Genomic DNA, 26,826 nt, shown 5'->3' on the forward strand with positions numbered 1-26,826 from the left:
CGCACGGTGGGACGGCCCGACAGGATGCCCGTGTGGACACCTACACGCACGGGCACGCCGAGCCGGTCCTGCGGTCGCACCGCTGGCGCACCGCGGGGAACTCCGCGGCGTACCTGCTGCCGCACCTGCGGGCGGGGCAGGACCTGCTCGACGTCGGCTGCGGACCCGGGACCATCACCGTCGACCTCGCCCGGTCGGTGGCGCCGGGCCGGGTGCTCGGCGTCGACGTCTCGGCCGACCCGCTGGGCGAGGCGCGCGACCTCGCGGCGTCGCGGGGCGTGGCGGTGACGTTCGCCGTCGGCGACGTGTACGCCCTCGACCTGCCCGACGACTCCGTCGACGTCGTGCACGCCCACCAGGTCCTGCAGCACCTGACCGACCCGGTCGCGGCGCTGCGCGAGATGGCGCGGGTCTGCCGTCCCGGGGGCCTGCTCGCCGTCCGCGACGTCGACTACGCCGCCACCACGTGGTTCCCCGCCGACCCGGGCCTGGACCGCTGGCTGGCGCTGTACTCCGAGGTCGCCCGCGCCAACCGCGCCGAGCCCGACGCCGGACGGCGGCTGGTGTCCTGGGCGCACGCCGCCGGCCTGCGGGACCTCACCGCGACGGCGTCCTCCTGGTGCTACGCCTCCCCGGCCGAGCGCGAGTGGTGGGGCCGCTCGTGGGCGGGTCGGGCGACGGCGTCGGCCTTCGCGGAGCAGGCGGTGGCCTACCGCCTGGCTCCGCGGGACGAGCTCGAGGAGATCGCCGCCGCGTGGCTGCGGTGGGCCGCCGCGGACGACGGCTGGCTCGCGTTCCTGCACGGCGAGCTGCTCGTCCGCGTGTGAGCCCTTCCCCGGTGGCGCCGAGATCGCGCGATCTCGGCGCCACCGGGCCCGGATTCGGTCGAGATCGCGCGATCTCCACCGGATCCGGGGTCAGCCCTCCTGCCGGGCGGCGTTGGCCTGGACGGCCGTGCTCACCCACTGCGCCAGGCCGGGCGCGACCCCCTCGTAGGTCGCGGTGAACCGCTCGTCCTCCACGTACATCCGCCCCAGCGCCGCGTGCATCTGCGGCGGGCAGTCGTAGAAGGTGCCGGTGATCTGCTGCCGGTGCTCCTCGGCGAGGTCCATGGCCGGCGGGGAGTCGGGCGCGACGCCGGACCGCAGCGCGTCGGCCATCCGCCGCACCAGGTCCTCGCCCTCGGCCTTGATCCGGACCCAGTCCTCCTTCGTGTAGGCCGCGGCCCGCCGCTTCGACTGCGCGTAGGCGTCGGTGTCGCCCCAGCGCTCCTGCACCTCGACCTCGTACCGCTCGGGGTCGTGCTCGCCGAACACCTCGAACCTCTCCTCGGGGGTCAGTGCGATCCCCATCGATCTCGCCTCCATCTCCTTCTCGACGGCCGCGACCATCGCCTGCGTGCGCTCCAGCCGGTCCCGCAGCAGCCGGTGCTGCCGGCGCAGGTGCTCGGCGGGGTCGGCGGACGGGTCGTCCAGCAGGCTCGCGACCTCCTCGAGGGGGAACCCGAGCTCGCGGTAGAGCAGCACCTGGTGCAGCCGGTCCAGGTCCGCCGCCGAGTACCGGCGGTAGCCGGCCCCGGTGCGGCCCGACGGCGACAGCAGGCCGATGCGGTCGTAGTGGTGCAGCGTGCGCACCGTGACCCCGGCCAGCGCGGCCACCTCTCCCACGTTCACGCGGGTCCCTCCTCCCTGACGACGACGAGTGCACAGCCTGACGCTGCGTCAGGGTCAAGAGCGTTAGCGGCGTGGCGGCTGCTGGGCGAGGATCGCGCCCATGACCGCCCAGCCGGACGACGCCGTCTCGCCCGTGGACCCCTTCCCCCGGAAGCGCGTGCCGGTGCTGGGCACCGAGATGGCCTACGTCGACGTCGGCGAGGGGGATCCGGTCGTCTTCCTGCACGGCAACCCGACGTCGTCCTACCTGTGGCGCAACGTCATCCCGCACGTGCAGCACCTGGGCCGCTGCATCGCGCCGGACCTGGTCGGCATGGGGGAGTCGGGCAAGCTGCCCGACCCGCAGCGGGGCACCTACTCGTTCACCACCCACGCCGAGCACCTGGCCGCCTTCCTCGACGTGGTCGGCGTGCACCGGCGGGTGACGTTCGTGCTGCACGACTGGGGGTCGGCGCTGGGCTTCGACTGGGCCCGGGCGCACCCCGAGGCCGTCCGCGGGCTGGCCTTCACCGAGGCGATCGTCACCCCGATGAACTGGGCCGACTGGCCGGCCGACGCGCGGAGGATCTTCCGCAGCATGCGCGGTGACGACGGCGAGCGACGGGTGCTGGAGGAGAACGTCTTCGTCGAGCGCATCCTCCCGGCGTCGACCCTGCGCGGGCTCACACCCGAGGCCCACGAGCGCTACCGGACGCCCTTCCGCACGCCGGAGGACCGCTGGCCCACGCTGGAGTGGCCGCGGCAGATCCCGCTGGAGAACGTGCCGCCGAAGGTCCGCGACGTCGTCTCCCGCTACGGGTACTGGCTGCGCACCAGCGCCGTCCCGAAGTTGTTCGTCAACGCCGAGCCGGGGTCGATCCTGGTGGGCCGGCAGCGGTCGCTGGTGCGCAAGTGGCCGTCGGTCACCGAGGTGACGGTGCCGGGCGCGCACTTCGTCCCCGAGGACTCGCCGCACGCGATCGGCCGGGCGCTGGCCGACTGGATCCCGACGCTGCCCTAGCCCCCGGCCCGGGCGCGGGCGAGGTAGGCCGACGGCGTCACGCCCACGACGGCGCGGAAGTCGCGGCTGAAGTGCGCCTGATCGAACCAGCCGAGCTCCGCGGCCAGCGCGGCGAGGTCGTCGACCGTCCCGGCGTCGATGGCGGCCGCGGCGTCCTGCAGCCGGTAGCGCGCCAGCACGGCCTTGGGCGAGGCGCCGACGAGACCGGCGAACAGCCGCTGCAGGGACCGCACGCCCACGCCGGCCAGCGCGGCGACCTGGTCGACCCGCACCAGCTCGCGGTCCTCGGCCATCCGCCCGAGCAGCTGCTGCAGGTCGCGGTAGGCCACCGTCGGCTCGGGGGCCAGCGGGGCGAGGGCGGCGTCGAGGACGGCGGCCCGGGCGTCGTCGTCCTCCTCGGCGAGGACGGCGTGCAGCAGGACCGCGGCGTCGAGGCCGGGGAGGTGCCCGCCCAGCGGGACGACGGCGCCGCGACCCGGCGGCCGGCCACCCATCGCGACCCATCCGCCGGGGCGGAACTTCGCCGCCGTCACCCGGCCGGTACCGGTCAGGTCGACGACGAACCGCCGTGGGACGACGCCGTGCAGCAGGACCGCCGGCAGCTCGGCGCCGAACCGCGGCTCGCTGCCCGTCTCGACCGACAGGTTCACGCTCGGGTGGCTGAGCACCTCGGAACGGAACGGCGGCTGCCCGGTGCGGTCCCACCGCACCGACCAGTACCGCTCGACGAACGGCTCGAGCGCGGGGCTGACCGGGGCGTCGCGCCGCAGGCCGGCCACCCGCGCGGTCTCGCCCGGCCGCAGCACGCCGCGCGTCGTCACGGGAGCTGTCGCGTTCCTCCAAGACGCCACGGCCGGAGCCTAGGCAGGGTGGGGGACATGGCGATCACCGACGGCCGGCCCGACGGCTACACGACCCTGACCCCGTTCCTCGTCTGCTCGCCCGCGGCCGAGGCCATCCGGTTCTACGAGGAGGTGTTCGGCGCGACGACGGTCAGCCGGATGGACGCCCCCGACGGCACCGTGGCGCACGCGGAGCTGCAGTTCCCCGCCGGCCGGCTGCAGCTCGGTGACCCGAACCCGCAGTACGGGCTGGTCGCGCCGACCGGGCAGGCCGAGGACCGGGTGAGCGGCTCGACCTGCATCTACGTGGCCGACGTCGACGCGGTGTTCGCCGCCGCCGTCGAGCGGGGTGCCGCGGTGCGCGAGAAGCCGGCCACCTTCGTCACCGGCGACCGGTTCGCCTCCGTCTACGACCCGTTCGGGCACCGCTGGGCGATCATGACCCGCGTCGAGGACGTCAGCCCCGAGGAGGCCGAGCGCCGCCTGTCGGAGTGGGCGGCCTCCGGCGGGCTGGAGGCGTAGGCCCGGTCCTGCCGCTCCGCGTGCCGTCACCGTGTCACTTGAGGCGGCCTCGAGGACACCGAAGGTCGGGAGGCCGTTGGGTCGCAGAGGCGACTGAAGGTAGGCCGTCAAGCGCCAAGTCGGGCTCTTGGTGAGGGCCTCAAAGCGTCCGATCGTCATGAATGTCCCGAAAGCAGCGGGCGCATCCTGGTATTGGCCCTTTGCGCCATCAGTCCAGCTTGGCGTTACAACTCGTCACTGCGGCCCCGAAATCACTGCATGAGCTTCTTGATCGCTTTGCCTAGGGGAACATGGGCACCCTTCGCCGCCAGAACGGGCTGAAACAGCAACTGGCGCACCTCCTCTTCGACCACCAACTTGTCATCGGTCAGCTCGGGTAGCTTGATCGGCACGTACCAGCCAACGATGTACAGGGCGCCGTGGTGCTCGAAGCGGGTCTTGTAGGTGAGTATTGGGAACAGTTCGTCGTCGACGTAGGAGTCGGGTAGTTCGACCTGACGCGAGCGGCCGTTCTGGAGCGCCGCCTCGTCCCCATGTCGATGATCAGCCTTGATTATGGAGCGCCGGTCCGACGGGATGGGGGTCGTCTCGTCCGCCTCCTGGAAGCGGTCCAGTTGTCGGCTCCAGATCAGGTCGCTGAACTTCCGCTTGTGCCCGTCATCGGCCGGGTCGACCCGCTTGATGAAGGCCGGAGGCATGCCGACGTAGAAGGCCTTGAAAAGGAAGGCCGGATCCAAGGTCTCTGGCGGCAAATCTACGCCGGGACCGTGATACTCCAATCCGCTCTGCAGCCCTCGAAAGCTGCGAAGTGAGCGCCTTGCCTCCAGCAGTGGGCCGACGATCCCGACAAGACACAGTACAAGTCCTACACCAGCGGTCGGCCATTGAGACCCTTGCGTGATGAGCTCAAGATGCCCAATCTTGCGTATGAACGCGGCCACCACAATGAGTAGGCCGACGGCGAGTACCGCTGCATAAGGACTCTTCTGCACCGTCCCGACGACGGAGCGTAGCTGCCCGGCCCATCCTCTACCGTCTTCACTGGGCGCATGGTTCTCGGCCGTCTTCGCGTTCGCGGGACCGGGCTTACCGGCTCCCTCCGCCGGACCGGCATCAAGCTCGCACACAGCGTGGCCCTGCCTGCATGCGTGGCACAAGGGCGATCTGCGGCGCCTCGAAGCGCGACCACCGAGCCCCCAACTGGCCACGTTGAGCCCATGCGGGGTAGCGCACCTCTCGGTGTCTCTCAGTGGGCCGCTCAGGGGCGGCGGCCGCGATCCGGGCGACCAGCTGCCGCGCGGCCGTCTCGGTGGCCGTGCCCGGGCACAGGACGACGAACTCGTCCCCGCCGATGCGCGCCACGGTGTCACCGGGGCGCACCGAGGCCGACAGCGCGGCGGCCATCCGGCGCAGGGCGGCGTCACCGGCGGCGTGCCCGAGGCTGTCGTTGACGGCCTTGAAGCCGTCGAGGTCGCAGTAGAGCAGCGCCGTCGGCAGTCCCGCGCGCTCCTGCACCCGCAGCGCCTGCTCGACGCGGTCGAGGAGCAGCGCCCGGTTGGGCAGGCCGGTGAGCGGGTCGTGCAGGGCCGCCTCGCGCAGCCGCGCCTCCAGCTCGCACCGGGCGGTGACGTCCATGAGCGCCACGACGCCACCGGTCACCCGGCCGGCGTCGTCGACCACCTGGCTCCCCGAGGCGTGCACCAGCCGCCGCGGGGCGCCGGGCCGGCGGATCACCACCTCGGCGTCCACCACCCGGCCCTCCGCGAGCACCCGCGCGAGGGGGAGGTCCGGCATGGGGATCGGGGCGCCGTCGGGGGTCTCGAGGCCGTACCTCCCCGCGGAGGCGGGGGACAGCCGCTCGTCCTCGACGGGCTGCTGCTCGCCGAGGCCGTGCCAGCCGCGGGCCACCCGGTTGACGGTGGTGATCCGGCCGCCGGCGTCGGCGGCGACGACCCCGACCGGCAGCGCGTCGAGCAGCGCCCGCGTGAAGGCCTCGGAGCGGGCGGCGTGCGCGGCGGCGGCCTCGGCCTGGTCCTGCGCGGCCGCGCTGGCCGCGGCGAGCTCGGCGAGCTCACGGGCCTGCCGGCGGCGCTGGAACAGGGCGACGACGACGGCGGCCAGGTCGGCCAGCCGGTCCTCGGTCCCCGGTGGGAACCGGTGCGGCTCGGTGTCGAAGGCGCACAGCGTGCCGACGGTGCGGCCGTCGACCACGAGGGGGGTGCTGGCGTAGGCCCGCACCCGGGCCCGCCGGCCGTCCACCCAGGGGTTGTCGGCCCAGGCGGCGTCGGTGGCGAGGTCGTCGTGGGCCAGCGTGCGGGGCCCCGCGGCGTTCACCGTGGCGCAGAGTGACTCCTCGAGCGGCGTCGAGGAGCCGCAGAAGCCGTGCGTGACCGCCTGGTGCTGCCACTCGGCGTCGAACAGGTTGACCGTCGCGGTGGGCACCCCGGTCAGCGCCGCCGCCACCCGCACGACGGCGGCGAGCTCGGCGTCCTCGGCGAGCCGCTCGACCTCGAGGTCCGGGGGGAGGTGCGCAGCGGCCCGCTGTCCGAGCCGCGTGACGACGGTTATGGCTCCGGGATCGGCCGGCTCCGGGAGGTCCTCCAGGTCCGGGGCGCGTGACCTCCTCCGATCAGGTGAGCGCCCGCACCGTCTCCACGGCGGCGACCACGGCGAAGACGACGAACAGCACCGCGGCGGCGCGGCGGATGAGCGCCACGGGCAGCCGGTCGGCCAGCGTCCTGCCCAGGAACACCGCGAGTGCGGAGACGGTCAGCAGCGCGGCCCAGGCGCCGACGAACACCGACAGCGGCGCGTCGAGGCGGGCGGCCAGCCCCGCGGTCGCCAGCTGGGAGAGGTCGCCCCACTCCGCGGCGAACAGCACCCCGAAGGACACCGCGGCCGCCCGCAGGAACGACGTCGGCTCGCGCGTCTCCGCGGCCTCCCCGCCGTCCTCCGGGCCCTCGCCGGCGCTGCGCCACAGCAGCACCGCGCCGACGAGGAACAGCACCGCCACGACGCCGCTGACCAGCGCCTGCGGGAGCAGCGACAGCAGGCTCCCGGCGGTGACGGCGATGGCCACCTGCAGGCCGAACGCGGTGCCGACGCCGAGGAAGACCGGCAGCGGCGGGAACCGGGTGGCCAGCACCAGGCTGGCGAACAGGGTCTTGTCCGGCAGCTCCACCGGCAGGACGAGGAGGAACGCCGTCGCGACGACGGACAGGACGACCACGGGCTGACCAACTTCCGCTCGGCACCGCCGGGCGGGGGCGCACGCCTCCGACCGGCAGCGCGGACACCACTGCTCCGGTCGAAGGTCTCGCCCACCCGCGCCTGTGCACGGGCCCGCTGACCGGGCGGCCACCGTGGTGGGCGCCAGTGTGTCGACCAGCGGACGGGGGGCTACTCCCCTTCTCGGCCGCCCACCCTAGACGAGGGGCGCCGGGAAACCCGGTGCGTGCGGGTGTGGGCCCGGTTACCGTCCGGCCATGCCGTTCCGTTGACGCCCGTCGACCGCCCCGCTCCCGCAGGCCGCCCGGCCCCTCGCCCGCCTCGCCGTCGCCTGGACCGCCCTGTCCGGGCTCGCCCCGGTCTACCCGCTGTACGCGCTGTTCTTCCTCGACACGGGGCTGTCGCAGGCCGAGGTGTCGGCGCTGTTCGCGCTGTGGTCGGTGACCGGCCTGCTGGCCGAGGTCCCCACCGGCGTGCTCGCCGACCGCTGGTCGCGCCGCGGCGCGCTCGTCCTCGCCGGGGTGCTGGAGGCCGCCGGCTTCGTGCTCTGGACCGTGGCGCCGGGCCTGCCCGGGTTCGCCGCCGGCTTCGTCGTCTGGGGGATCGGCGGCGCGCTGGTCTCCGGCGCCGGGGAGGCGCTGGTCTACGACGGGCTCGCCGCCGTCGGCGCGGAGGGCTCCTACGTCCGCGTGCACGGCGCCACGACGGCGACCGAGCTGCTCGTGCAGGTGCCCACCGCACTGCTCGCCGGGGTGCTGGTCGGCGCGGGTGGCTACGAGCTCGTCGGCTGGGCGAGCGTCGCGACCTGCCTCGCGGCCGCGGCGCTGGCCACTCGCTTCCCCGAGCCGCCGCGCACCGGGGACGACGACGAGCCGGACGTCCCGCTGCGCCGCGCGGTCAGCACTGCGCTGCGCCGGCCGGGACTGCGGTCGGCGGTGGTCGCCGTCGCGGTGCTCGGCGGGCTGGACGCCATCGAGGAGTACTTCCCGGTCATGGCCCGCGAGCAGGGCGTGGCGACCGGGCTGGTCCCGGCCGCCGTCCTCGTCGTCGCCCTGGCCGGCGCGGCGGGCGCGGCACTGGCCGGCCGGGCGGCGGGGCTGCCCGCGCGCGCGCTGCCGGGCCTGCTGCTGCTGTCCGGTGGGTTGCTGGCGGCCGGTGCGCTGTGGGGCCACCCGGCCGCCGTGGCCGCCGTCGCGGTGTCCTACGGGCTGTACCTGGCGGTCCTGGTGGTGGGGGAGGCCCGGCTGCAGGAGCGGGTGCCGGGCCCGGTGCGGGCGACGGTCACCTCCGTCGCCGGCCTGGGGATCGAGGCCGCCTCGCTGCTGGTCTTCGGCGCCTGGGCCCTCGGCGGTGCGCCCGCCGTCGCGGTGCTGTTCGCGGTCACCGCCCCGCTCGTCGCCCGCGGTCTGCGCCGGCCGGTGGTCACCTGAGGGCCGGGGGTCGGCCCTCCTCCGCCGAGATCGCGTGATCTCGCACGCCGGACGGGCCGTGCGCGTACGAGATCACGCGATCTCGGCGCGCACCGCCGGGGCGGGACGGCGCACCGACAGCCGGGGGAGCAGGGCGTGCACCAGCGGGCCGATGGCCAGCGCGTACAGCACGGTGGCCACGCCGAGGGTGCCGCCGAGCAGCCAGCCCGCGGCCACGACCACCACCTCGATCGACGTGCGCACGACGCGCACCGAGCCCCCGGTGCGGCGGACCAGACCGGTCATCAGCCCGTCCCGCGGGCCCGGGCCGAGGTGCACGCCGATGTAGGCGGCGGTGGCGACCGCGTTGAGCAGGATGCCGGCCGGCACCAGCGCGGCCCGCACGGGCAGCGACCCCGGCTCGGGGAGGACGGCCAGGGCGGCGTCCAGGGCCAGGCCGATGACGACGACGTTGCTCACCGTGCCCAGGCCCGGCCGCTCGCGCAGCGGCAGCCAGGCCAGCAGCACCAGGGCGCCGACGACCATGGTGACGACGCCGAGCGACCAGCCGACCTGCCGGGCCAGCCCCTGGTGCAGCACGTCCCACGGCATGACCCCGAGGCCGGAGCGCACCAGCAGCGCCATCGACAGGCCGTAGAGCACCAGCCCGGCGTAGAGCTGGACGAGGCGGCGGGCGCTGGGGATCCGGAGCTGGTGCACGCTGCGATCCTCCGCCAGGATTGGCCCGCTGCAAACAGGCCAATCCGGGGAGGGTGGCATGGACTCGACGTCGGCCCGGGGGCTGGCCGCGCTGGTCGGTGACCTCGGTACCGAGCGGCCACCGCGCTACGCCGCGCTGGCCGGGCGCATCCGCCGGCTGGTCGCGGAGGGCCGGGTGCCCCTCGGCACCCGGCTGCCCGCCGAGCGCGAGCTGGCGCAGGCGCTGGCGGTCAGCCGGGCCACCGTCACCGCCGCCTACACCCGGTTGCGCGAGGACGGCTGGGCCACCGCCCGGCAGGGCGCGGGCACGTTCGCCGTCCTCCCGCGGGGACCGCACCACGGTGCCTGGGTGCCCGGCCCGGCCGACGACGGCTCGATCGACCTCGCCCACGCCGCGCCGGCCGCGCCCGCGTCCGTGCCCGCCGCGCTGGCCACCGCGCTCGAGGAGCTGCCGCGGTTCCTCGGCGCGCACGGCTACCACCCCGCGGGCTTGCCCGACCTGCGGGCCCGGGTCGCCGACCGGTACACCGCCCGCGGCCTGCCCACGACGCCCGAGCAGGTGCTGGTCACCGGCGGCGCGCTGCACGGGGTGTCGACCGCCTTCGGGCTGCTGCTCCGGCGGGGCACCCGGCTGCTGGTCGAGCAGCCGAGCTACCCCAACGCCCTGCAGGCCGCGCGGGCCTCCGGCGCCCGGGTGCTGCCCGTGGCGCTCGACCCGGACGACCCCGCCGCCTGGCTCGACGCGACCGAGCGGGCCCTCGCCGCGGCCCGGCCCGCGGCCGCCTACCTCATGCCGGACTTCCAGAACCCGACCGGCGCCCTGCTCGACGTCGCCGGGCGGGAGCGGCTCGCCGCGGCCCTGCGCCGCGCCGGCGTCCCGGCCGTGGTGGACGAGACGCTCGCCGAGCTGGGCCTGGACACGGCGGCGCCGCCGCCGCTGGCCGCCTTCGGGAACGGCGCCCCGTCGGTGGGCACGCTGTCGGTGGGCGTGCTGTCGGTGGGCACCCTGAGCAAGGTCGCGTGGGGCGGCCTGCGGGTGGGCTGGGTCCGCGCGGAGGCCGACGTCGTGCGCCGGCTGACCGCGGTGGCCGTGCAGACGTCGCTGTCCGGGCCGGTCGTCGAGCAGCTCGCGGCCTGCGCCCTCCTCGACGGGCTGGACGCGTCCCTGGCGGAGCTGCGCGCCGGGCTGCGCGAGCGGCGCGCGGTGCTGACCGCGGAGCTGCGGCGGCGGCTGCCCGGCTGGCTGGTGCCCGAGCCGCCGGGAGGGCTGGTGCTGTGGTGCGGGCTGCCCACGCCCCGCTCCCGCGCGGTGGTGGCCGCCGCCGAGCGCCTCGGGCTGCGGCTGGCCGCCGGCCCGCTGTTCGGCACCGGGCACGCCCTCGACGACCGGCTGCGCCTGCCCTACACCCAGCCGCCCGACGTGCTGCGCCGGGCGGTCGGGCTGCTGGTGCGCGCCGACGCCGAGGCCACCGGCGCCGCCGTGCCCGACGGCCCGGCCGGCGATCCGCGCGCGGTGTCGGTCGTCTGACCCCGACCGTGGAGCTCAGCGCGTCGACCGGCCTCGGTGCGGGGCCCGCCCCGAGCCTGCGAGGGGTGGGGGGCAGCGAGGTCCTTCCGGGCTCGTGGCCGCGGTGCCGTCCGGGAGGACGGCGATGTCACCGCGCGGTGCGGCGGGCGATGCGGGCGGCGAAGACGCCGGCGGCGTGGCCGTTGTCGATGTTGCTGACCACGACGCCGGGCGAGGCCGAGGTGAGCATCGTCAGCAGTGCTCCGAACCCGCCGAACGAGCCCGGCTGCCCGGTCGAGGTGGGCACCGCCACGATCGGCACGTCGGTCATCGCCCCGACCGTCCCGGCGAGGGTGGCGTCGAGCCCGGCGACCACGACGAGGCAGTCGACGTCGTCGAGCAGCGTGCGGTCGGTGAGCAGCGGCCGCAGCCGGCTGCCGCCGACGTCGTCGACCCGCACCACCTCGGTGCCGGTGACCCGCGCGACGAAGGCGGCCTCGGCGGCCACCGACGCGTCGGCGGTGCCGGCGCACAGCACGCCGACCCGGCCCACGGGGTCGGGGACCCGGCCGACGGCGGCCGACATCGCGGCGGCGTCGACCGTCGACCCGGGGTGCTCGGAGGCCAGCGCGACGAGGGTGTCGGCGCTGGCGCGCACGACGAGCGCCGGTCGGTCGGGGTGGGCGGCCCGGGTCTCCCGGACCAGCGCGAGCACCTGCTCGGTGGTGCGGCCCACCCCCCAGATGACGTCGGGCTCGGCCGGGACCGAGGGCGCCGGGGCGGCCGGCCCGGGCGCGAGCGAGGGCTCGCCGGGGCCGCCGAGGGACAGCGGCGGGTCGGCCGGGCGGGGGGCCGGGCCGGCCAGCAGCGGCGCGAAGCCCGCCGCGGGGTCCAGCGCCGTGTCCTGCACCGGGGCGGCCCGCTCGGCGGGCGCGGGTCCGGGAGCCGCGTCCGGTGCGCGGGTCTGGGTGACGGCCGACAGCCGGACGACGCGGTCACGGCCGCTGCGCTTGGCGTCGTAGAGGACGCCGTCGGCCGCGGCGAACAGCGTCCGCCGGTCGTCGCCGCGGGTGGCCGAGGCGATGCCGACGCTGATGATCACCGGGAAGGTCAGGCCGAGCGCCGCCCAGTCGTGGGCGGCGACGGCCCGACGGATGCGCTCCAGCGCCCGCTCAGCCTGCTCGGCGGTGGTGTCGGGCAGCAGGACGACGAACTCGTCACCGGCCCACCGGCACACCTCGTCGGTGTCGCGGCAGCCGGCGAGCAGCAGCTCGGCCACCGCGCGCAGCACCGCGTCCCCGCCCGGGTGGCCGACGGCGTCGTTGATCGCCTTGAACCGGTCGACGTCGACCACCGCCAGCGCCGGCGTTCTGCCGGCGCTGAGCAGCCCGTCGAGGCGGGCCTCGGCGTAGCGCCGGTTGGGCAGGTGGGTGAGCGGGTCCTCGTAGGCCTGCCGGCGCAGCTGCCCGGCGGCCCGCTCGTTCTCCAGCAGGCTCTTGCGGCGGCCGAACAGCTCCACCCAGCGGGTGCGCCGCTCGTCGACCCGGTCGAGCTCGTCGGCCAGGTAGGCCTGCAGGTAGGGCAGCGCCCGCCCGGCGTCGTCGAGCTCGGCGTGCAGCGTGCACAGCTCGCGCAGCGCGGCGCGGCGCAGCCGGGGCAGGCCGTGCTCGGTGGCCAGGGCCAGCGCCTTGGCCAGCTGCCGGTCGGCGCCGCGGCCGTCGCCCTGGCGCCGCAGCGCGCGGCCCAGCGCCAGCAGCGCCGAGGCCAGCAGGGCGCGGTCCCCCCGGGCGCTGGTGGTGCGCACCGCCGCGCGCAGCGGACCGCTGGCCGCCGCGTGCTCGCCCAGGCCGACCAGCGCCCAGCCGTGCACGACCTGCGCGGCGACGATGCCCTCGGCGTCGGGCGGCAGCTGGGCCAGCGCCTGCTCGGCCAGCTCCCGCGCCTCGACGAAGTGCGGCCGCGCGGAGTCGGCGTCGCCGTCCTCGAGGAGGGCCTCGCCGAGCTCGGCGCACAGCGCGCCCAGGCAGGTGGCCGCCGACGCGGCGAGCACGTCGGGGTCGTCGTCGGGGCCGAGGACGCCCGCGCCGGCCGCCGCGGTCGACGTCTCCAGCGCCCGGCGCTGGTAGTCCAGGGCCAGCGGCATGAGCTCGAGGTCGGCCAGGACGCCGGCCAGGGTGCCCAGGGTGTCAACCAGCAGCGCGCTCGGCGGCAGCGCCGGGTCGAGCAGGCTGGCGGCCTCGACCGCCTCGTCCATCGCGGCGTCGATCCGGCGCGACAGCAGCTCGATGCGCGCGTGCCGGGCCAGCCCGGCGGCGCGCTGCAGGTCGTCGTCGGACGCGTCGAAGGCGGCCTTGGCCGAGCGCACCAGGGCGATGGCGAGGGCCGCGTGCGCCGCGGACTCCGACCGCGGGTCGCCCCCGGCCTCCCCGGGCCCGAGCAGGTCGGCGACGCCGGCGTGCAGGTCGAGGGACTCGGTGGCCTCGGGCGCGTCGAGCGGCTCGCCGACCAGCGTGAACCCGGCCACCCGCAGGCGGCGCACGAGCAGCTCGGCGCGGAGGGTGTCTGCCCAGGCGCGGCCGAGGGTGGGCTCGTCGTCGGTCGCGGGGCCGCCGGTCCCCGGTGGCGTCCCGGTGGGCGCCTCGTAGGGCGTCGAGGGGTCGACGACGGAGAGCAGCCGCTCGGCGTCGTCGAGCTGCCAGTTGGCGAGCGCGGCGGTCACCCGGTGGTGCAGGGCTCCCGGTGGCACGAGCGCACTGTGCACGGAGCCGGGCGGGGAGTCGAGGACCGTATCGGGGGCACGCCGGGTGCTGTCCACCCCCGCGTCCCGGGCGTCACTCGCGTCCCGGCCGCGGTGCTGCGTCACGACGGCGTCCCGTCGACGGGGGTGCCGTCGGCCGGGGTGCCGTCGGCGGGCGCAGCGTCCGGGGCGCCGTCGGCCGGGGCGCCGTCGACGAGGCCGGGCGCGCGCACCCGGTTGCGGCCCCCGCGCTTGGCGGAGAACAGGTGCAGGTCGGCGGTGTCGAACAGCGAGCGCCAGCCGACCGGCTCGGCCCGCTCCTCCTCGGCGGTGGGCGCGGTGGCCACGCCGATGCTCACGGTGATCGGCTCGGACAGCGGCAGGTCGCGCCAGTCGGCCTCGGCGACGGCGGCCCGCAGCCGCTCGGCGGCGGCCAGCGCCTGCTGCTGGGTCGCCGTCGGCAGCACGACGAGGAACTCGTCGCCGGCCCACCGGTACACCTCGTCGTCGGCCCGGCTGTGCTCGCGCAGCAGCCCCGCGACCCGCCGCAGCACCTCGTCGCCGTGGGAGTGGGAGGTGTCGTCGTTGACCTCCTTGAACCGGTCGACGTCGACGACGGCCAGCGACAGCGGCTCGGCGCCCAGCCGCAGCCCGGCCAGCCGCCGCTCGGCGCTGCGCCGGTTGCCCAGCCCGGTGAGCGGGTCCTCCAGCGCGTGCCGGCGCAGCACCGCGGCCTGCCGCTCGACCTCGCGCAGCCGGCTGCGCCGCACGAACATCTCCGCCCACAGCGCGCGGCTGCGCGCGTGCGCCCGGCCGGTGTCGGCGCGGTAGGCGTCGAGCCAGTACAGGGCCTCGGCGGGGCGGCCCATCGCGGCGGTGGCCTGGCCCAGCTCGAGCAGGCACTGCCGGTAGCGGCGGCGGTCGGCGGTCGCGGCGAACGCGCCGGAGGCGTCGACGAGCAGGTCCGCGGCCTCCTCCCCACCTCCGCCGCCGTTGTGCTCCTGCGACAGGCGGGTCAGCAGCCGGGCCAGGGCGAGGTCGGCATAGCCGCGCAGCCACGTGCTGCCGTCGCGGTGGACCCGCCGGTGCACCGACCGCAGCGGGCCCAGCGCCTCGTCGAGGTCGTCGTGGCAGCACATCGCCCACGCCTGGACGACGTCGAGGAGGTCGGCGTCGGCCGGGTCGGGGTCGACGGGCAGCGCGCGGGCGCCGGAGGCCGCGGCGATCGCCGTGCCGGCGAGCACACGGGCCCGCTCGGCCCGGCCCCGGCGGCGCAGCGTCTGGGCCAGCTCGACGTTCTGCTGGGCGCACAGCCGCAGCAGCTGCCAGCGGTCGGCGAGGTCGGGCAGCCGGGCGGCCACGGCGTGCCCCCGCTCGGCCTGCGCGACGGCGAGCTCCTCGAGGTCGAGCGCGGTGAGGGTGAGCGAGAGCCACAGGTGCGCCTGGTGCAGCGCGCGGGAGGACCCGCCGTCGGCCGCCGGGTCGGTGGGGACGAGCTGCTCGGTCAGCAGGCTGGCGTCGACGGCCAGCAGCATCGCGGCGTCGGGGTGGTCGGCGGTGGCCTCGACGTGGGCGAGGTATGCCAGCACCAGCGCGGTCGACGCCGACGGGGGACAGGCGCCGAGCGCCTCGCGGGCCGCGGCGACCCCGGCCGCGACGGCGTCCCGGTCGCCGTCGAGCAGCCCGCGGCGGGCGGACAGCGCGGCGCGCCAGGCGGCCCAGCCGGGCTCGGAGGCGGCGGCCAGCGCGGGCTCGGCGTCGTCGAGCCCGGCGCGGAAGGCCTCGGCGTCGTCGCGCTGGCCGGCCGCCAGCAGACGCCGGAGCGCAGCGTCGAGATCACCCTCGGTCAACGGCGCGGAGCCGGGGGCCACGCATCCCTCCTCACCGATGCCGATCGTCCGGCCGCTGCCGGCCGACGGCGAGGCAGTCCCCCCCGGACGGGACCCGTGGTCCCCGCCCGACCGCTCTACCCTCGTCGGGTGCTCCAGACGCCTCCGACGCGGTTCGCCTATCTCGGGCCCGAGGGTACCTTCGCCGAGGCGGCGCTGAGCACCGCCGTGGCACCCGGCGAGGGGGTGCGGCAGCCGGCGGCCAGCGTCGCGGCGGCCCTCGCGGCGGTGCGCGCGGGCGAGGCCGACGCCGCCCTCGTGCCGCTGGAGAACTCCGTCGAGGGCTCGGTCCCGGCCACCATGGACGGCCTCACCGACGGCGAGCCGCTGGTCGTCACCCGCGAGGTGTTCCTGACCGTCTCCTTCGTCCTCGCCGCCCGCCCGGGCACCGCCGTCGACGCCGTGCGCAGCGTGGTCAGCCACCCGCACGCGCTGGCGCAGACCGCCCGCACGGTGGCCGGCCTGCTGCCCGGCGTCCCCACCGTCCCGGCCTCCTCGACGGCGGCCGCCGCGCGCGCCGTGGCCGAGGGCGGGTACGACGCCGCCGTCTGCGCGCCGATCGCCGCCGAGCGCTACGGCCTGGTGCCGCTGGCCGAGGACGTCGCCGACCACCCGGGCGCGGTCACCCGCTTCGTGCTCGTCTCGCGCCCCGGCGCCCTGCCGGCACCCACGGGCAACGACAAGACGTCGCTGGTCGCCGTCGTCGCCGACCGCACCGGCGCGCTGCTCGACGTGCTGCGCGAGTTCGCCGTCCGCGGGATCAGCCTGACGCGCATCGAGTCGAGGCCCACCCGCGACCGGCTGTGGGTCTACTCCTTCTCCCTCGACTGCGAGGGGCACGTCGCCGAGGCGCGGGTGGGCGAGGCGCTGGCGGCGCTGCACCGGGTGTGCGAGGACGTGCGCTTCCTCGGGTCCTATCCGCGCGCCGACGGCCGCACCAACCGGCCGGTGCCCGACGAGTCGGTCGACGCCGCCTTCACCGAGGCCGGGGAGTGGGTGGCCCGGCTGCGCGCCGGCCTCGTGTGAGCGGCGCGCAGCCGGGTTGACCCGACCGGCCCTCCTGCAGGGTCCCGCCGCGAGCGTGCGAGCGGTGGGGGGCAGGAGGGTCCTTCCTCAGGCCGGTTCCAGCTCCCGCTCCGGCTCGGGCTCGCGGTGCTGGGCGAGCCGGCTGGGCCACCACGTCCGGTCGCCCAGCAGGTGCACCGCGGCCGGCACGACCAGCGTGCGGACGACGAAGGTGTCGAGCAGGACGCCGAAGCCGACGATGAAGGCCAGCTGCACGAGGATGAGCAGCGGCAGCACCGCCAGCGCCCCGAAGGTCGCCGCCAGCACCAGGCCGGCGCTGGTGATGACCCCGCCGGTGACGGCGAGGGCGCGCAGGATGCCGGGCCGGGTGCCCAGTCGCTGCGACTCCTCCCGGGCGCGGGTCATGAGGAAGATGTTGTAGTCGATCCCCAGGGCGACCAGGAACACGAAGCCGATCAGGATGATCGTCGGGTCGCTGGACGCGGTGCCCAGCAGCGGCTCGAACAGCAGCGCCGAGACGCCGATCGTCGCCGCGAAGCTCAGCACCACGGTGGCCAGCAGCACCAGCGGCGCCAGGATCGCCCGCAGCAGCAGCGCCAGTACGAGCGTGATGACCAGCAGGACGAGCGGGACGATGACCCGCAGGTCGCGCGCGGCGGTGTCGAGGGTGTCGAGGTTGGTCGCCGTCGTCCCGCCCACGAGGGTGTCGGGTTCGACGTCACGCACCGCCTCGCGCAGGTCGGCCACGGTGCGCTCGGCGGCGATGCTGTCCGCGGCGTCGGAGAGGGTGGCCTGCAGCTGCACCAGCCCGTTGACCTCCAGGGGCGGCGCGTCCGGCGTCGGCGGGCCGTCGGTCACCGGCGCCACCGCGGCGACACCGGGCACCTCGGCCGCCGCGGCGGCGACGTCGGGCCAGGTGTCGGCCGGCGTGACGAGCACCGCGGGGCTGCCGCTGCCGGCCTCGAAGTGGCGGGCCAGCGCCTCCTGGCCGCGGGCGCCCTCGGGGTTGCCCCGCACCGCCTCGGACAGCGGCAGCCCGTCGGCCTGGAACGTCGGGGCGAACACCGCTGCGGCGAGCAGGCCGGCGACGCTGAGCGCGAGCACCCGGCCGGGCCGGCGGCCGACGACGTCGGCGGTGCGCTGCCACCCGCCGGCCTGCTTCGCCTCGCTGCCGTAGCGCGGGCGGAAGGGCCAGAAGGCGGCACGGCCGAGCAGCAGCAGGACGGCGGGGAGGAAGGTCAGCGAGGCGATCATCGCGAGCACGACGTTGACCGCGGAGATGGGGCCGAGGCCGCGGTTGGAGGCGAGGTCGGAGAAGAGCAGGCACAGCACGCCCAGGACGACGGTGGCGCCGGAGGCGAGGATCGGCTCGACCGAGCGGCGCAGGGCGGTGCGCATGGCGGCCAGCGGCGACTGCTCGGTCCGCAACTCCTCGCGGTAGCGGGCCACCAGCAGCAGGCCGTAGTCGGTGGCCGCGCCGACCACGAGGATCGACGCGATGCCCTGGCTCTGACCGTTGACCGTGATGATCCCCTCGCGGGCCAGCACGTAGGAGACCGCCTGCCCGGCGGTGAGGGCCAGGCCCGCCGTCCCGATGACCAGGAAGGGCAGCAGCGGGCTGCGGTAGACCACCAGCAGGATGAGCAGGACGACGCCGAACGCGGCCAGCAGCAGCAGCCCGTCGATGCCGGCGAAGCCGTCCGCGAAGTCGGCGAACACGCCGCCGGGACCGGTGACGTACGCGGTGGTGCCCTCGACGTCGTCGGCGGCGCGCATCTCTCCCACCACCTCCGGCAGCGCGTCCCCGAGGTCGGTGCGCAGCGGCACCACGGCCTGCACCGCCTGGCCGTCCTCGCTGGGGATCGGCGGGGACGCCTCGCCGGCCAGCGCGTCGGCCTCCTCGGCGACGGCGGTGACCTCGGCCAGCGCCTCGCCGATCCGCGCCTGGGTGGCCGCGTCGAGCGGGCCGTCGCCCTCCCAGACGAGGACCACGGGCAGCGCGTCCTCCGTGCGGAAGCGCTCCTGCAGCTCGGTGACGCGGGTGGACTCCGCGCTGTCGGGCAGGAAGGCCGCGTTGTCGTTCTCCTGTATCCCGGTGAGCTGGGCGCCGACGGCGCCGAGCGGGCCGGCGAGGCCGAGCCAGAGGAGGGCGACCACGGCCGGCAGCAGCCAGCGCAGGAGGGGGGTGCGGCGGGCCATGGCGCTAACCTCTCGGGGTTCTAGAATCTCGATCGTCGAGAGGATAAGGTGAGCAGCGGTGCGGGGGCAAGCGGGAGGACGGCCGTGACGGAGCGGGACGCGCGGATCGACGTCGGGCTGCTGCTGCGGCGGCTCAGCGTCGAGCTCGACGCGGTCGGCCAGCGGTTCGCCGACCAGGAGGGGCTGGGCCGCACCGACGTGCGGGCCCTCACGGCGCTCATGGACGCCACCCGGGACGGCCGCGGGCTGACCGCCGGCGGGCTGGGCGCGGCCGTCGACCTCAGCTCGGCGTCGGTGACCGCGCTGGTCGACCGGTTGGAGCGGATGGGGCACGTCCACCGGGAGCGGGACGAGACCGACCGTCGGCGGGTCGTCGTCGCCGTGTCCGACAGCGCCATGGCCGCCGGCCGCCGCTTCTTCGGAGCCCTGCAGGAGGACATCGTCGCCGCGATGGAGGGCTACACCGAGGAGGAGCTCGCCGTCGTCCGGCGGTTCCTCGTCGAGATGACCGACGTGATCACCCGGCACTCGCGGCCGGCCGGCTGACCGCCGGCTGCGGGCTCAGGACCACCGGGCGAGGTGCACGGCCAGGGGCTCGAGCCCCACGGTCGCGCGCCGCTCGTCCAGCCGCTCGGGGTCGGCCACCGGCCACGGCACCGGCCGGCCGTCGACGACGTCGGCCACCCGGGTGCCGTACCTCTGGTGCCGTCGCTCGGTGACGGCGACCCGGTCCTCCGGCATCGCCGGGTGCTGCCATCGCCTCGAGTTCCGCCCGCAGCGCCGCGTCGTCCACCGGTGGGCCCCCTCGAGGTGTGCACGTCCCGCGCGACAGCCTGCCCGCGGACCGCGCCGCGTGCCCACGGCGCTACAGGTACAGGCCGGTGGACTCCTCGATCCGCTCCGCGGCGACGGCGTGCACGTCGCGCTCGCGCAGGATGACCAGCTCCTCGCCGTGCACCTCGACCTCGTGCTGGTCCTCGGGGGAGAACAGCACCTGGTCGCCGACCTTCACCTGGCGCACGCTCGCGCCGACCCCGCGCGCCTCGCCCCACACCAGCCGCTTGGCCACCTGCGCGGTGGCCGGGATGAGGATGCCGCCGGTCGAGCGGCGCTCACCGTCCTCCCTGCGCAGGGCCACCAGGACCCGGTCGTGCAGCATCTTGATCGGCAGCCCGCTGCCCCTCGCGACGTCGGAAGGCACGCGGTCACGGTACGCGGGCGGCTATCCCCAGCCGAGCTGGTGCAGGCGCTCCTCGCTGATGCCGAAGTGGTGGGCGATCTCGTGCACGACGGTCACCGTCACCTCCTCGACCACCTCCTCGGCGGTCGAGCAGATCTCGCAGATGGCCTCGCGGTAGATCATGATCCGGTCGGGCAGGTCCCCGCCGTACTGCCACCCGCGCTCGGTCAGCGCGTGCCCCTCGTAGAGGCCCAGCAGCTCGGGTTCGTCCTCGTTGCGGTCCTCGACGAGCACGACGACGTTGTCCAGCAGCGCCATGAGGTCGGCGGGGACGGCGTCGAGGGCGTCGGCGACCAGGGCCTCGAAGACCGCCCGGGGCAGCGGCTTCACCGCGCCGTCACCAGCTGGTCGGCAGCGGGCGGCCCTCCTCGTACCCGGCCGCGCTCTGCACCCCCACCACGGCCCGCTCGTGCAGCTCGTCGATGGTCCGGGCACCGGCGTAGGTGCACGACGAGCGCACCCCGGCGACGATGCCGTCCAGCAGGTCCTCCACGCCGGGGCGGTCGGGGTCGAGGTACATCCGCGAGGAGGAGATGCCCTCCTCGAACAGCCCGGCGCGGGCGCGCTCGAAGCCGCTCTGGGCCGCCGTCCGCGCCTTGACCGCGCGCGCCGACGCCATGCCGAAGGACTCCTTGTACAGCCGGCCGTTGCCGTCGTCGTGGATGTCGCCGGCGCTCTCGTAGGTGCCGGCGAACCAGGAGCCGACCATCACGTTGGCCGCGCCCGCGGCGAGGGCCAGCGCCACGTCGCGCGGGTGGCGCACCCCGCCGTCGGCCCAGACGTGCCTGCCGAGCCGGCGGGCCTCGGCCGCGCACTCCTCGACGGCGGAGAACTGCGGCCGGCCGACGCCGGTCATCATCCGGGTGGTGCACATCGCGCCGGGTCCGACGCCGACCTTGACGACGTCGGCGCCGGCCTCGACCAGGTCGCGGGTGCCCTCGGCGGTGACCACGTTGCCCGCCACCACGGGCGTCGACCCGGCCACCGCCCGAACGGCCCGGACCGCCTCGACCGCCTTCTCCTGGTGGCCGTGGGCGGTGTCGACGACGAGCACGTCCACCCCGGCGGCCAGCAGCGCCGTCGCCTTGCCCGCGACGTCGCCGTTGATGCCGACCGCGGCCGAGGTGAGCAGCTGTCCGGTCGCGTTGACCGCGGGGGTGTAGAGCGTGGAGCGCAGCGCGCCCTTGCGGGTGACGACGCCGACCAGCCGCTCGCCCTCGACCACCGGCGCGGCGCTGACCCGCTCGCCGGACAGCACGTCGAACACCTTCGGCAGGTCGGTGCCCGCCGGGATCGTCAGCGGGTGCTCGGCCATGACCTGCGACAGCTGGCTGAAGCGGTCCACGCCGCGGCACGCGCCGTCGGTGACCACGCCGACCACCGCGCCGTCCTCGACCACGACGACGATGCCGTGCGCGCGCTTGGCCATCAGCGACAGCGCCTCACCGACGGTCGACGTCGGCCCGAGGGTGATCGCGGTGTCGTAGACCGGGTGGCGGGCGTGCACCCACGAGACGACCTCGGCCACGACGTCGACGGGGATGTCCTGCGGCAGCACCGCCAGGCCCCCGCGGCGCGCCATGGTCTCGGCCATCCGCCGGCCGCTGATCGCGGTCATGTTGGCGACGACGACCGGGATCGTCGTGCCCACCCGGTCCGGCGTGGTCAGGTCGACCTCCAGCCGCGAGCCCACGGTGCTGTGCCCCGGCACCATGAAGACGTCGGCGTAGGTGAGGTCGGTGGCCGGGCGGTTGCCGCCGAGGAAGCGCATGCCCCGAGTGTCCCAGCCGGAACGGGTCCGGGCGTGCACCGCCGTCCCGTCACCGGTCCGGGACGGCCTCCTCCAGGCGGTCCAGGAGCGCGAGCCGGCCTGGCGCTGGTGCTCACCTGGCGGGCAGCGCTGGTCGACGCGGTGCTCGCGTCGGCCGGCTCCCGGCGGGAGGCCGCCCCGGTCCGGCGGTGACGGCCGGGTGACCGTCGCCCACGCGCCCGGTCCCCACCGGCCCGGGCCACCCGGACGGGGGCAGCCCGCCCGCGGGTCCGGGGACGGCGGACGGACCCCACCTACGATCGGGGGGTGATCGACCTGCGCCTGGTGCGTGAGCACCCCGACGTCGTCCGTGCCAGCCAGCGTGCCCGCGGTGCCGACGAGTCCCGGGTCGACGCGCTGCTGGCCGCCGACGCCGCCCGCCGCGAGGCGGTCAAGCGGGCCGACGACCTGCGGGCCGAGCAGAAGGCCGCCTCCCAGGCGGTGCGCGGCGCCTCGACGGAGGAGCGCCCCGCCGTCCTGGAGCGGGCCAGGGCGCTGGCCGCGCAGGTCAAGGAGGCCGAGGAGGCCCAGCGCGCCGCCGACGCCGCGCTGCGCGAGGCGCACCTGGCGATCCCGAACGTCGTGCACGACGACGTCCCGCCCGGCGGCGAGGACGACGCGGTCGCCCTGCGCACCGTCGGCGAGGTCCCCTCCTACGACTTCGAGGTCCGCGACCACCTGCAGATCGGCGAGGCCCTCGGCGCCATCGACATGGAGCGCGGCGCCAAGGTCTCCGGCGCCCGGTTCTACTTCCTCACCGGTCCCGGCGCGCTGCTGGAGTTCGCGCTGGCGCAGCTGGCGATCAGCCGGGCGGTCGCGGCCGGGTTCACCCCCGTCGTCGCCCCGGCGCTGGTCAAGCCGGAGGCCATGGAGGGCACCGGCTTCCTCGGCGAGCACGACGAGGAGGTCTACCGCGTCGAGCGCGACGACCTCTACCTCGTGGGCACCTCGGAGGTGGCGCTGGCCGGCATGCACGCCGACGAGGTGCTCGACCTCTCCGCCGGGCCGCGCCGCTACGCCGGCTGGTCGTCCTGCTTCCGCCGCGAGGCCGGCTCCTACGGCAAGGACACCCGCGGCATCATCCGCGTGCACTGGTTCGACAAGGTCGAGATGTTCAGCTTCTGCCGGCCCGGGGAGGCCGCCGCCGAGCACCTGCGGCTGCTGGCCTGGGAGGAGGAGTTCCTCCAGGCCCTCGAGCTGCCCTACCGGGTGGTCGACATCGCCGCCGGCGACCTCGGCACCAGCGCCGCCCGCAAGTACGACATCGAGGCCTGGTTCCCGTCGCAGGGCACCTACCGCGAGCTGACGTCGACGTCGGACTGCACCACCTTCCAGGCCCGCCGGCTGGCGGTCCGGTACCGCGACGAGGACGGCAGACCGCAGACGGCGGCCACGCTCAACGGCACGCTGTGCGCCATCGCCCGCACGATCGCCTGCCTGCTCGAGGTGCACCAGCGGGCCGACGGCTCGGTGCACGTCCCCGTGGCACTGCGCCCGTGGCTCGGCGGGCACGAGGTGCTCACGCCCGGCATGACGCTCGCCGCGCCGGTGCCCCCGGCGGCCGCGTGACCGAGAGCGCGCGCCCGGCCGTCATCTCCGGGCACGTCCCCTCCCCGGAGGCCGACCGGGTGGTCGAGCCGGGGGACCTCGCCGCCGACCTGGACGGCTGGCGCCCGCGGCTGGTGGCCACCGACCTCGACGGCACCCTGCTGACCTCCGGCGGTGTGGTCAGCCCCCGCACGCGGGCGGCGCTGGACGCCTGCTGGGACGCCGGCATCCCGGTCGTCGGCGTCACCGGCCGCGGACCGCGGCTGCTCGACAGCGTGCACGCGGCGCTGGCCGGGCGCGGCATCGCCGTCCTCGCGCAGGGCGGCTTCGTCGTCGACCTGGAGCGCGACGAGGTGCTGCGCACGGTCGGCCTGCCGCGCGAGCAGGCGACGGCGGTCATCGAGCGCATCGAGTCGGTCGCCGGTGACCTGATCGTCGCCGTCGAGGACGCCGCCGAGCAGGGCGAGGTGCACTCCGCGCTGCGCGTGCAGCACGGCTTCGACTGGCCCTACCCCGAGCCGGCGCACCTGCTGCCGCGCCACCAGGTGCTGCCCACCGGCGCGGTGCTCAAGGTCTTCCTGCGCTCGTCCACGCTCGGCCAGGACGAGCTGCTGGCGCGCGCCCGGCGGGTCGTCGCCCCGGTCGAGGCCGAGGTGACGCACGCGGGCCTGGGCTTCATCGAGGTGCTGCCGCCCGGGGTCACCAAGGCCACCGGCCTGGCCGTCGCGCTCGCCCGCTACGACGTCGGCCTCGGCGACGTCCTGGTGTTCGGCGACATGCCCAACGACCTGCCCATGATCACCGCGGTGGCCGGGGCCGGCGGGCGCGCGGTCGCCGTCGCCAACGCCCACCCCGCCGTCCGGGCCGCGGCCGGGCGGCTCACCGGAGGCCACGACGCCGACGGCGTGGCCCACTACCTCGAGGCGGTGCTCGCCGGTGTCTGACTGGCGCCCCCGGCTGATCGCCAGCGACATGGACGGCACGCTGCTGCGGTCCGACGACACGGTCGGCGAGGCCACGGTCGCCGAGCTGCGCCGCTGGCAGGACGACGGCGTCCCCGTCGTTCTGGCCACCGGCCGCCCGCCGCGCTGGATGCACCGGATCCGGCAGGTGCTGCCCACCGGCACCGCCGTCTGCTGCAACGGCGCGGTGCTGCTCGACCTCGGGCGCTTCGAGATCCTCGAGGAGGACGCGCTGCCCCCGGCGCTGCTCGCGGAGATCACCTCAGGCCTGCGCGCCGAGCAGCCCGGCACGTGGTTCGCCGTCGAGTACGGCCTGGAGTTCCGGCACGAGCCGGTCTACCGGCCGCGGTGGGACGTCGACGCGCCCGGCGTCGCGGAGGCCCCGCTGGAGGAGATCGTCTCGGTGCCCGCGGCCAAGCTGCTGGCCCGCCACGAGGACCTCGGCCGCGACGCCTTCCTCGCCCTCGTCGAGCGGGTGGTGGGGGACCGGGCGACGGTCACCAACTCCTCCTCGGACGCGCTCGCCGAGATCTCCGCACGCGGCGTCACCAAGGCCACCGGCATCGAGCGGATCGCCACCCGGCACGGGCTGGGCCCCGGCGACGTCGTCGTGTTCGGTGACATGCCCAACGACATCGCGGCCTTCGACTGGGTGCGCGAGGGCGGCGGCCGGGCCGTGGCGATGGCGCACGCCCACCCGGACCTGCTCGCCGCCGCCACCGACGTCACCGGCACCAACGACGACGACGGCGTCGCGGCCTTCCTCGCCTCGCTGTAGCCCGGCTCAAGGACGGCCGCCGCCTGCCGATGTGTCGTGCGACCGGCAGCACGCCACGGAAGGCGACCGATGAGCCAGAACCCTCCCCGTCCCACGTCCACCCCCACCGCGACCACCCCCGCCGCGACCGCCGCCCCGGGCTGGAGCCTGCGCACCCGCCTGCTGGGCGCGATCCTCGTCGTCGCCGCCATCGCGCTGGCCGTCGGGCTGTTCGGCATCCAGCGGATGTCGGTCCTGGCGGACAAGGCCGACGAGGTCCACAGCGCCGGCGCCGAGCCCCTCGACGGCCTGCGGACCCTGCAGGTGGACTGGTGGGAGCTGTCCGCCCAGACCGCGCGCGCCGCGATCCCCACGCTGCCGCCGGCCAACATCCAGGCGGCCCGCCAGGAGGCCGGGGAGGCCGCCGAGCGCATGTCCGCCCACGCCGAGGCCGTGGCGGGGATGCCCCTGGACGACGACGCCCGCGCCGGCTTCGAGGCCTTTAGCGCCGCGTCGGAGACCTACCTGACCGCCCTCGCGCGGCTGCAGGCCCTGCCGCCGACCTCACCCGAGGCGCTGCCGCTGCTGCAGACCCTGCAGCAGAACGAGGACGTCATCGAGGAGTCGCTGGCCGCGGCCACGACGGCGGCCGCCGCGACCGCCGAGCAGACCGTCGCCGAGGCGCGCGACGCCTACGGCACGGCCCGCACCCTCACCCTCGTCGTCGTGGTGCTCGGCCTGGTGGCGTCGGTCGTGCTGGCCCTCCTGGTGGCGCGCAGCGTGATGCGCCCGGTGCAGCGGATCCGCGAGGTCCTGGTGCAGGTCGCCGCCGGTGACCTCCGGGTGCGCGCCGGCGCCACCGGTGGCGGCGAGCTGGCCGAGGTCGCCCGCTCGCTCGACGGCACCCTCGACTCCCTGGGTGGCGTGCTGACCCTGGTCCGCGACTCCGCCGACCGGCTGCAGGGCGCCTCCACCCAGCTCGACACCGCGGCGGGCAGCATCGCCGAGTTCTCCCGCGCCGCGTCCGACCAGACCGGTCTCGTCGTCGCGTCCGCCGGCGAGGTCGCCGCCAGCGTCGACACCGTGGCCACCGGCTCCTCGCAGATGGAGTCGGCGATCCGGGAGATCGCGCACAACGCCACCGAGGCCGCCCGCGTCGCCGGTCAGGCCGTCGGCGTCGCCGAGACCACCACCCGCACCGTGGGCAAGCTCGGGGACTCGTCGCAGGAGATCGCCACCGTCGTCAAGCTCATCAACGGCATCGCCGAGCAGACCAACCTGCTGGCCCTCAACGCCACGATCGAGGCGGCGCGGGCGGGGGAGGCCGGCAAGGGCTTCGCCGTCGTGGCCAGCGAGGTCAAGGAGCTCGCGCAGGAGACGGCGCGGGCCACCGAGGACATCTCCCGCCGGGTCGAGGCCATCCAGGCCGACACCGCGGGGGCCGTCGACGCGATCAGCCGGATCAGCTCGGTCATCGGCGAGATCAACGACTTCCAGGCGACCATCGCGGCCGCCGTCGAGGAGCAGACGGCGACCACCAACGAGATGAACCGCAACGTGGCCGAGGCCGCCGGCGGCACCCGGCAGATCGCCGCGGCGATCACCGGCCTGGCCGACGGCACCGAGCAGACCAACGTCCGCGTGGGCGACGCCCGCCGCGCCGCGGCCGAGTTGGCCCGCATGAGCGGGGAGCTGCAGGACGCCGTCCGCCGCTTCTCCGTCTAGCCGGAGGACCTGCCTGCCCCATCTCGCGCAGG

General features: G+C 76.1%; 24 protein-coding genes. 11 read left to right on the plus strand and 13 right to left on the minus strand.

Features of this window, described 5'->3' with window-relative positions:
- Positions 1-32: 32 nt before the first annotated feature.
- On the plus strand, positions 33-827 hold the full coding sequence (locus BM165_RS06425; protein ID WP_075012729.1) for a class I SAM-dependent methyltransferase: 795 nt from the start codon (positions 33-35) through the stop codon (positions 825-827).
- A 90-nt stretch (positions 828-917) separates the two neighbouring features.
- Here BM165_RS06425 and BM165_RS06430 read toward each other — a convergent pair whose 3' ends face one another.
- Positions 918-1,673 (minus strand): MerR family transcriptional regulator, encoded by a 756-nt coding sequence (locus tag BM165_RS06430; protein WP_075012730.1) that lies wholly within the window; start codon positions 1,671-1,673, stop codon positions 918-920.
- A gap of 100 nt (positions 1,674-1,773) precedes the next feature.
- On the opposite strand from BM165_RS06430, the gene BM165_RS06435 reads away from it, so the two are divergent.
- The gene (locus BM165_RS06435) at positions 1,774-2,673 is read left to right on the plus strand and encodes a haloalkane dehalogenase (RefSeq protein WP_075012731.1); all 900 of its coding nucleotides are present in this window, start codon (positions 1,774-1,776) and stop codon (positions 2,671-2,673) included.
- Here BM165_RS06435 and BM165_RS06440 read toward each other — a convergent pair.
- Positions 2,670-3,494: a helix-turn-helix domain-containing protein gene (locus BM165_RS06440; RefSeq protein ID WP_083427125.1), complete on the minus strand. Its 825-nt coding sequence runs from the start codon at positions 3,492-3,494 to the stop codon at positions 2,670-2,672. The genes BM165_RS06435 and BM165_RS06440 overlap by 4 nt on opposite strands.
- Positions 3,495-3,551: 57 nt before the next feature.
- On the opposite strand from BM165_RS06440, the gene BM165_RS06445 reads away from it, so the two are divergent.
- The gene (locus BM165_RS06445) at positions 3,552-4,037 is read left to right on the plus strand and encodes a VOC family protein (RefSeq protein ID WP_075012733.1); all 486 of its coding nucleotides are present in this window, start codon (positions 3,552-3,554) and stop codon (positions 4,035-4,037) included.
- A gap of 251 nt (positions 4,038-4,288) precedes the next feature.
- Here BM165_RS06445 and BM165_RS06450 read toward each other — a convergent pair whose 3' ends face one another.
- The 3 genes from BM165_RS06450 to BM165_RS06460 form a co-directional block, all read right to left on the minus strand.
- On the minus strand, positions 4,289-5,029 hold the full coding sequence (locus BM165_RS06450) for a hypothetical protein (protein ID WP_143108058.1): 741 nt from the start codon (positions 5,027-5,029) through the stop codon (positions 4,289-4,291).
- Positions 5,030-5,150: 121 nt separating this feature from the next.
- The gene (locus BM165_RS26015; protein WP_348271788.1) at positions 5,151-6,641 is read right to left on the minus strand and encodes a diguanylate cyclase domain-containing protein; all 1,491 of its coding nucleotides are present in this window, start codon (positions 6,639-6,641) and stop codon (positions 5,151-5,153) included.
- A 25-nt stretch (positions 6,642-6,666) separates the two neighbouring features.
- On the minus strand, positions 6,667-7,266 hold the full coding sequence (locus BM165_RS06460) for a TMEM165/GDT1 family protein (RefSeq protein WP_075012736.1): 600 nt from the start codon (positions 7,264-7,266) through the stop codon (positions 6,667-6,669).
- Between the two features lie 340 nt (positions 7,267-7,606).
- On the opposite strand from BM165_RS06460, the gene BM165_RS06465 reads away from it, so the two are divergent.
- Entirely contained in the window at positions 7,607-8,695 is a 1,089-nt protein-coding gene (locus tag BM165_RS06465) for an MFS transporter (protein ID WP_075012737.1), read from the plus strand.
- Between the two features lie 72 nt (positions 8,696-8,767).
- Here BM165_RS06465 and BM165_RS06470 read toward each other — a convergent pair whose 3' ends face one another.
- Positions 8,768-9,394: a membrane protein YczE gene (locus BM165_RS06470; protein ID WP_143108060.1), complete on the minus strand. Its 627-nt coding sequence runs from the start codon at positions 9,392-9,394 to the stop codon at positions 8,768-8,770.
- 58 nt (positions 9,395-9,452) lie between these two features.
- Between BM165_RS06470 and BM165_RS06475 the strand changes: the two genes are divergently transcribed.
- Positions 9,453-10,922 (plus strand): MocR-like transcription factor YczR, encoded by a 1,470-nt coding sequence (locus tag BM165_RS06475; protein ID WP_075012738.1) that lies wholly within the window; start codon positions 9,453-9,455, stop codon positions 10,920-10,922.
- A gap of 127 nt (positions 10,923-11,049) precedes the next feature.
- On the opposite strand, the gene BM165_RS06480 is transcribed toward BM165_RS06475, so the two are convergent.
- Positions 11,050-13,647, minus strand: coding sequence for a diguanylate cyclase domain-containing protein (locus BM165_RS06480; RefSeq protein WP_244274090.1), 2,598 nt, complete (start codon positions 13,645-13,647; stop codon positions 11,050-11,052).
- A gap of 113 nt (positions 13,648-13,760) precedes the next feature.
- On the minus strand, positions 13,761-15,509 hold the full coding sequence (locus BM165_RS06485; RefSeq protein ID WP_083427126.1) for a GGDEF domain-containing protein: 1,749 nt from the start codon (positions 15,507-15,509) through the stop codon (positions 13,761-13,763).
- A gap of 108 nt (positions 15,510-15,617) precedes the next feature.
- Here BM165_RS06485 and pheA point away from each other — a divergent pair, with 108 nt between their 5' ends.
- A complete protein-coding gene (pheA, locus tag BM165_RS06490; RefSeq protein ID WP_075012739.1) occupies positions 15,618-16,553 on the plus strand; it encodes a prephenate dehydratase in 936 nt (311 codons plus the stop codon).
- 87 nt (positions 16,554-16,640) lie between these two features.
- On the opposite strand, the gene BM165_RS06495 is transcribed toward pheA, so the two are convergent.
- Positions 16,641-18,752, minus strand: a complete 2,112-nt coding sequence (locus tag BM165_RS06495) for an MMPL family transporter (protein ID WP_075012740.1) — start codon at positions 18,750-18,752, stop codon at positions 16,641-16,643.
- 84 nt (positions 18,753-18,836) lie between these two features.
- Between BM165_RS06495 and BM165_RS06500 the strand changes: the two genes are divergently transcribed.
- Positions 18,837-19,298 carry a MarR family winged helix-turn-helix transcriptional regulator gene (locus BM165_RS06500; RefSeq protein WP_075012741.1) on the plus strand — a complete coding sequence of 154 codons (462 nt, stop codon included), beginning with the start codon at positions 18,837-18,839 and terminating at the stop codon, positions 19,296-19,298.
- Between the two features lie 15 nt (positions 19,299-19,313).
- Here BM165_RS06500 and BM165_RS06505 read toward each other — a convergent pair whose 3' ends face one another.
- From BM165_RS06505 to BM165_RS06520, 4 genes are all read right to left on the minus strand, one after another.
- Entirely contained in the window at positions 19,314-19,493 is a 180-nt protein-coding gene (locus BM165_RS06505) for a hypothetical protein (RefSeq protein WP_075012742.1), read from the minus strand.
- Positions 19,494-19,617: 124 nt separating this feature from the next.
- The gene (locus BM165_RS06510) at positions 19,618-19,953 is read right to left on the minus strand and encodes a GroES family chaperonin (RefSeq protein ID WP_244274091.1); all 336 of its coding nucleotides are present in this window, start codon (positions 19,951-19,953) and stop codon (positions 19,618-19,620) included.
- A gap of 21 nt (positions 19,954-19,974) precedes the next feature.
- Positions 19,975-20,322: a metallopeptidase family protein gene (locus tag BM165_RS06515; protein ID WP_075012743.1), complete on the minus strand. Its 348-nt coding sequence runs from the start codon at positions 20,320-20,322 to the stop codon at positions 19,975-19,977.
- Between the two features lie 7 nt (positions 20,323-20,329).
- Positions 20,330-21,763, minus strand: coding sequence for a GuaB1 family IMP dehydrogenase-related protein (locus BM165_RS06520; protein WP_075012744.1), 1,434 nt, complete (start codon positions 21,761-21,763; stop codon positions 20,330-20,332).
- 306 nt (positions 21,764-22,069) lie between these two features.
- Between BM165_RS06520 and serS the strand changes: the two genes are divergently transcribed.
- The 4 genes from serS (at position 22,070) to BM165_RS06540 (ending at position 26,794) form a co-directional block, all read left to right on the plus strand.
- The gene (gene serS, locus BM165_RS06525) at positions 22,070-23,371 is read left to right on the plus strand and encodes a serine--tRNA ligase (RefSeq protein ID WP_075012745.1); all 1,302 of its coding nucleotides are present in this window, start codon (positions 22,070-22,072) and stop codon (positions 23,369-23,371) included.
- Positions 23,368-24,294 carry an HAD family hydrolase gene (locus tag BM165_RS06530; protein ID WP_083427127.1) on the plus strand — a complete coding sequence of 309 codons (927 nt, stop codon included), beginning with the start codon at positions 23,368-23,370 and terminating at the stop codon, positions 24,292-24,294. The genes serS and BM165_RS06530 overlap by 4 nt, the downstream gene beginning before the upstream one ends.
- Positions 24,287-25,090, plus strand: coding sequence for an HAD hydrolase family protein (locus BM165_RS06535; protein WP_083427128.1), 804 nt, complete (start codon positions 24,287-24,289; stop codon positions 25,088-25,090). Before BM165_RS06530 ends, BM165_RS06535 begins: the two co-directional genes overlap by 8 nt.
- A gap of 69 nt (positions 25,091-25,159) precedes the next feature.
- Complete coding sequence (locus tag BM165_RS06540; protein ID WP_083427129.1) at positions 25,160-26,794, plus strand: methyl-accepting chemotaxis protein; 1,635 nt, start codon at positions 25,160-25,162, stop codon at positions 26,792-26,794.
- Positions 26,795-26,826 lie beyond the last annotated feature (32 nt).

The sequence above is a fragment of the Geodermatophilus obscurus genome, from assembly GCF_900115395.1.
GTDB classification, from domain to species: domain Bacteria; phylum Actinomycetota; class Actinomycetes; order Mycobacteriales; family Geodermatophilaceae; genus Geodermatophilus; species Geodermatophilus obscurus_B.

What these genes read in the sequence shown, in the direction of transcription:
- BM165_RS06435 (WP_075012731.1), top strand. Translation starts at nt 1,774, where the DNA reads ATGACCGCCCAGCCGGACGACGCCGTCTCGCCCGTGGACCCCTTCCCC.
- BM165_RS06445 (WP_075012733.1), top strand. Translation starts at nt 3,552, where the DNA reads ATGGCGATCACCGACGGCCGGCCCGACGGCTACACGACCCTGACCCCG.
- BM165_RS06475 (WP_075012738.1), top strand. Translation starts at nt 9,453, where the DNA reads ATGGACTCGACGTCGGCCCGGGGGCTGGCCGCGCTGGTCGGTGACCTC.
- BM165_RS06495 (WP_075012740.1), bottom strand. Translation starts at nt 18,752, where the DNA reads ATGGCCCGCCGCACCCCCCTCCTGCGCTGGCTGCTGCCGGCCGTGGTC.
- BM165_RS06505 (WP_075012742.1), bottom strand. Translation starts at nt 19,493, where the DNA reads ATGCCGGAGGACCGGGTCGCCGTCACCGAGCGACGGCACCAGAGGTAC.
- BM165_RS06520 (WP_075012744.1), bottom strand. Translation starts at nt 21,763, where the DNA reads ATGCGCTTCCTCGGCGGCAACCGCCCGGCCACCGACCTCACCTACGCC.
- BM165_RS06540 (WP_083427129.1), top strand. Translation starts at nt 25,160, where the DNA reads ATGAGCCAGAACCCTCCCCGTCCCACGTCCACCCCCACCGCGACCACC.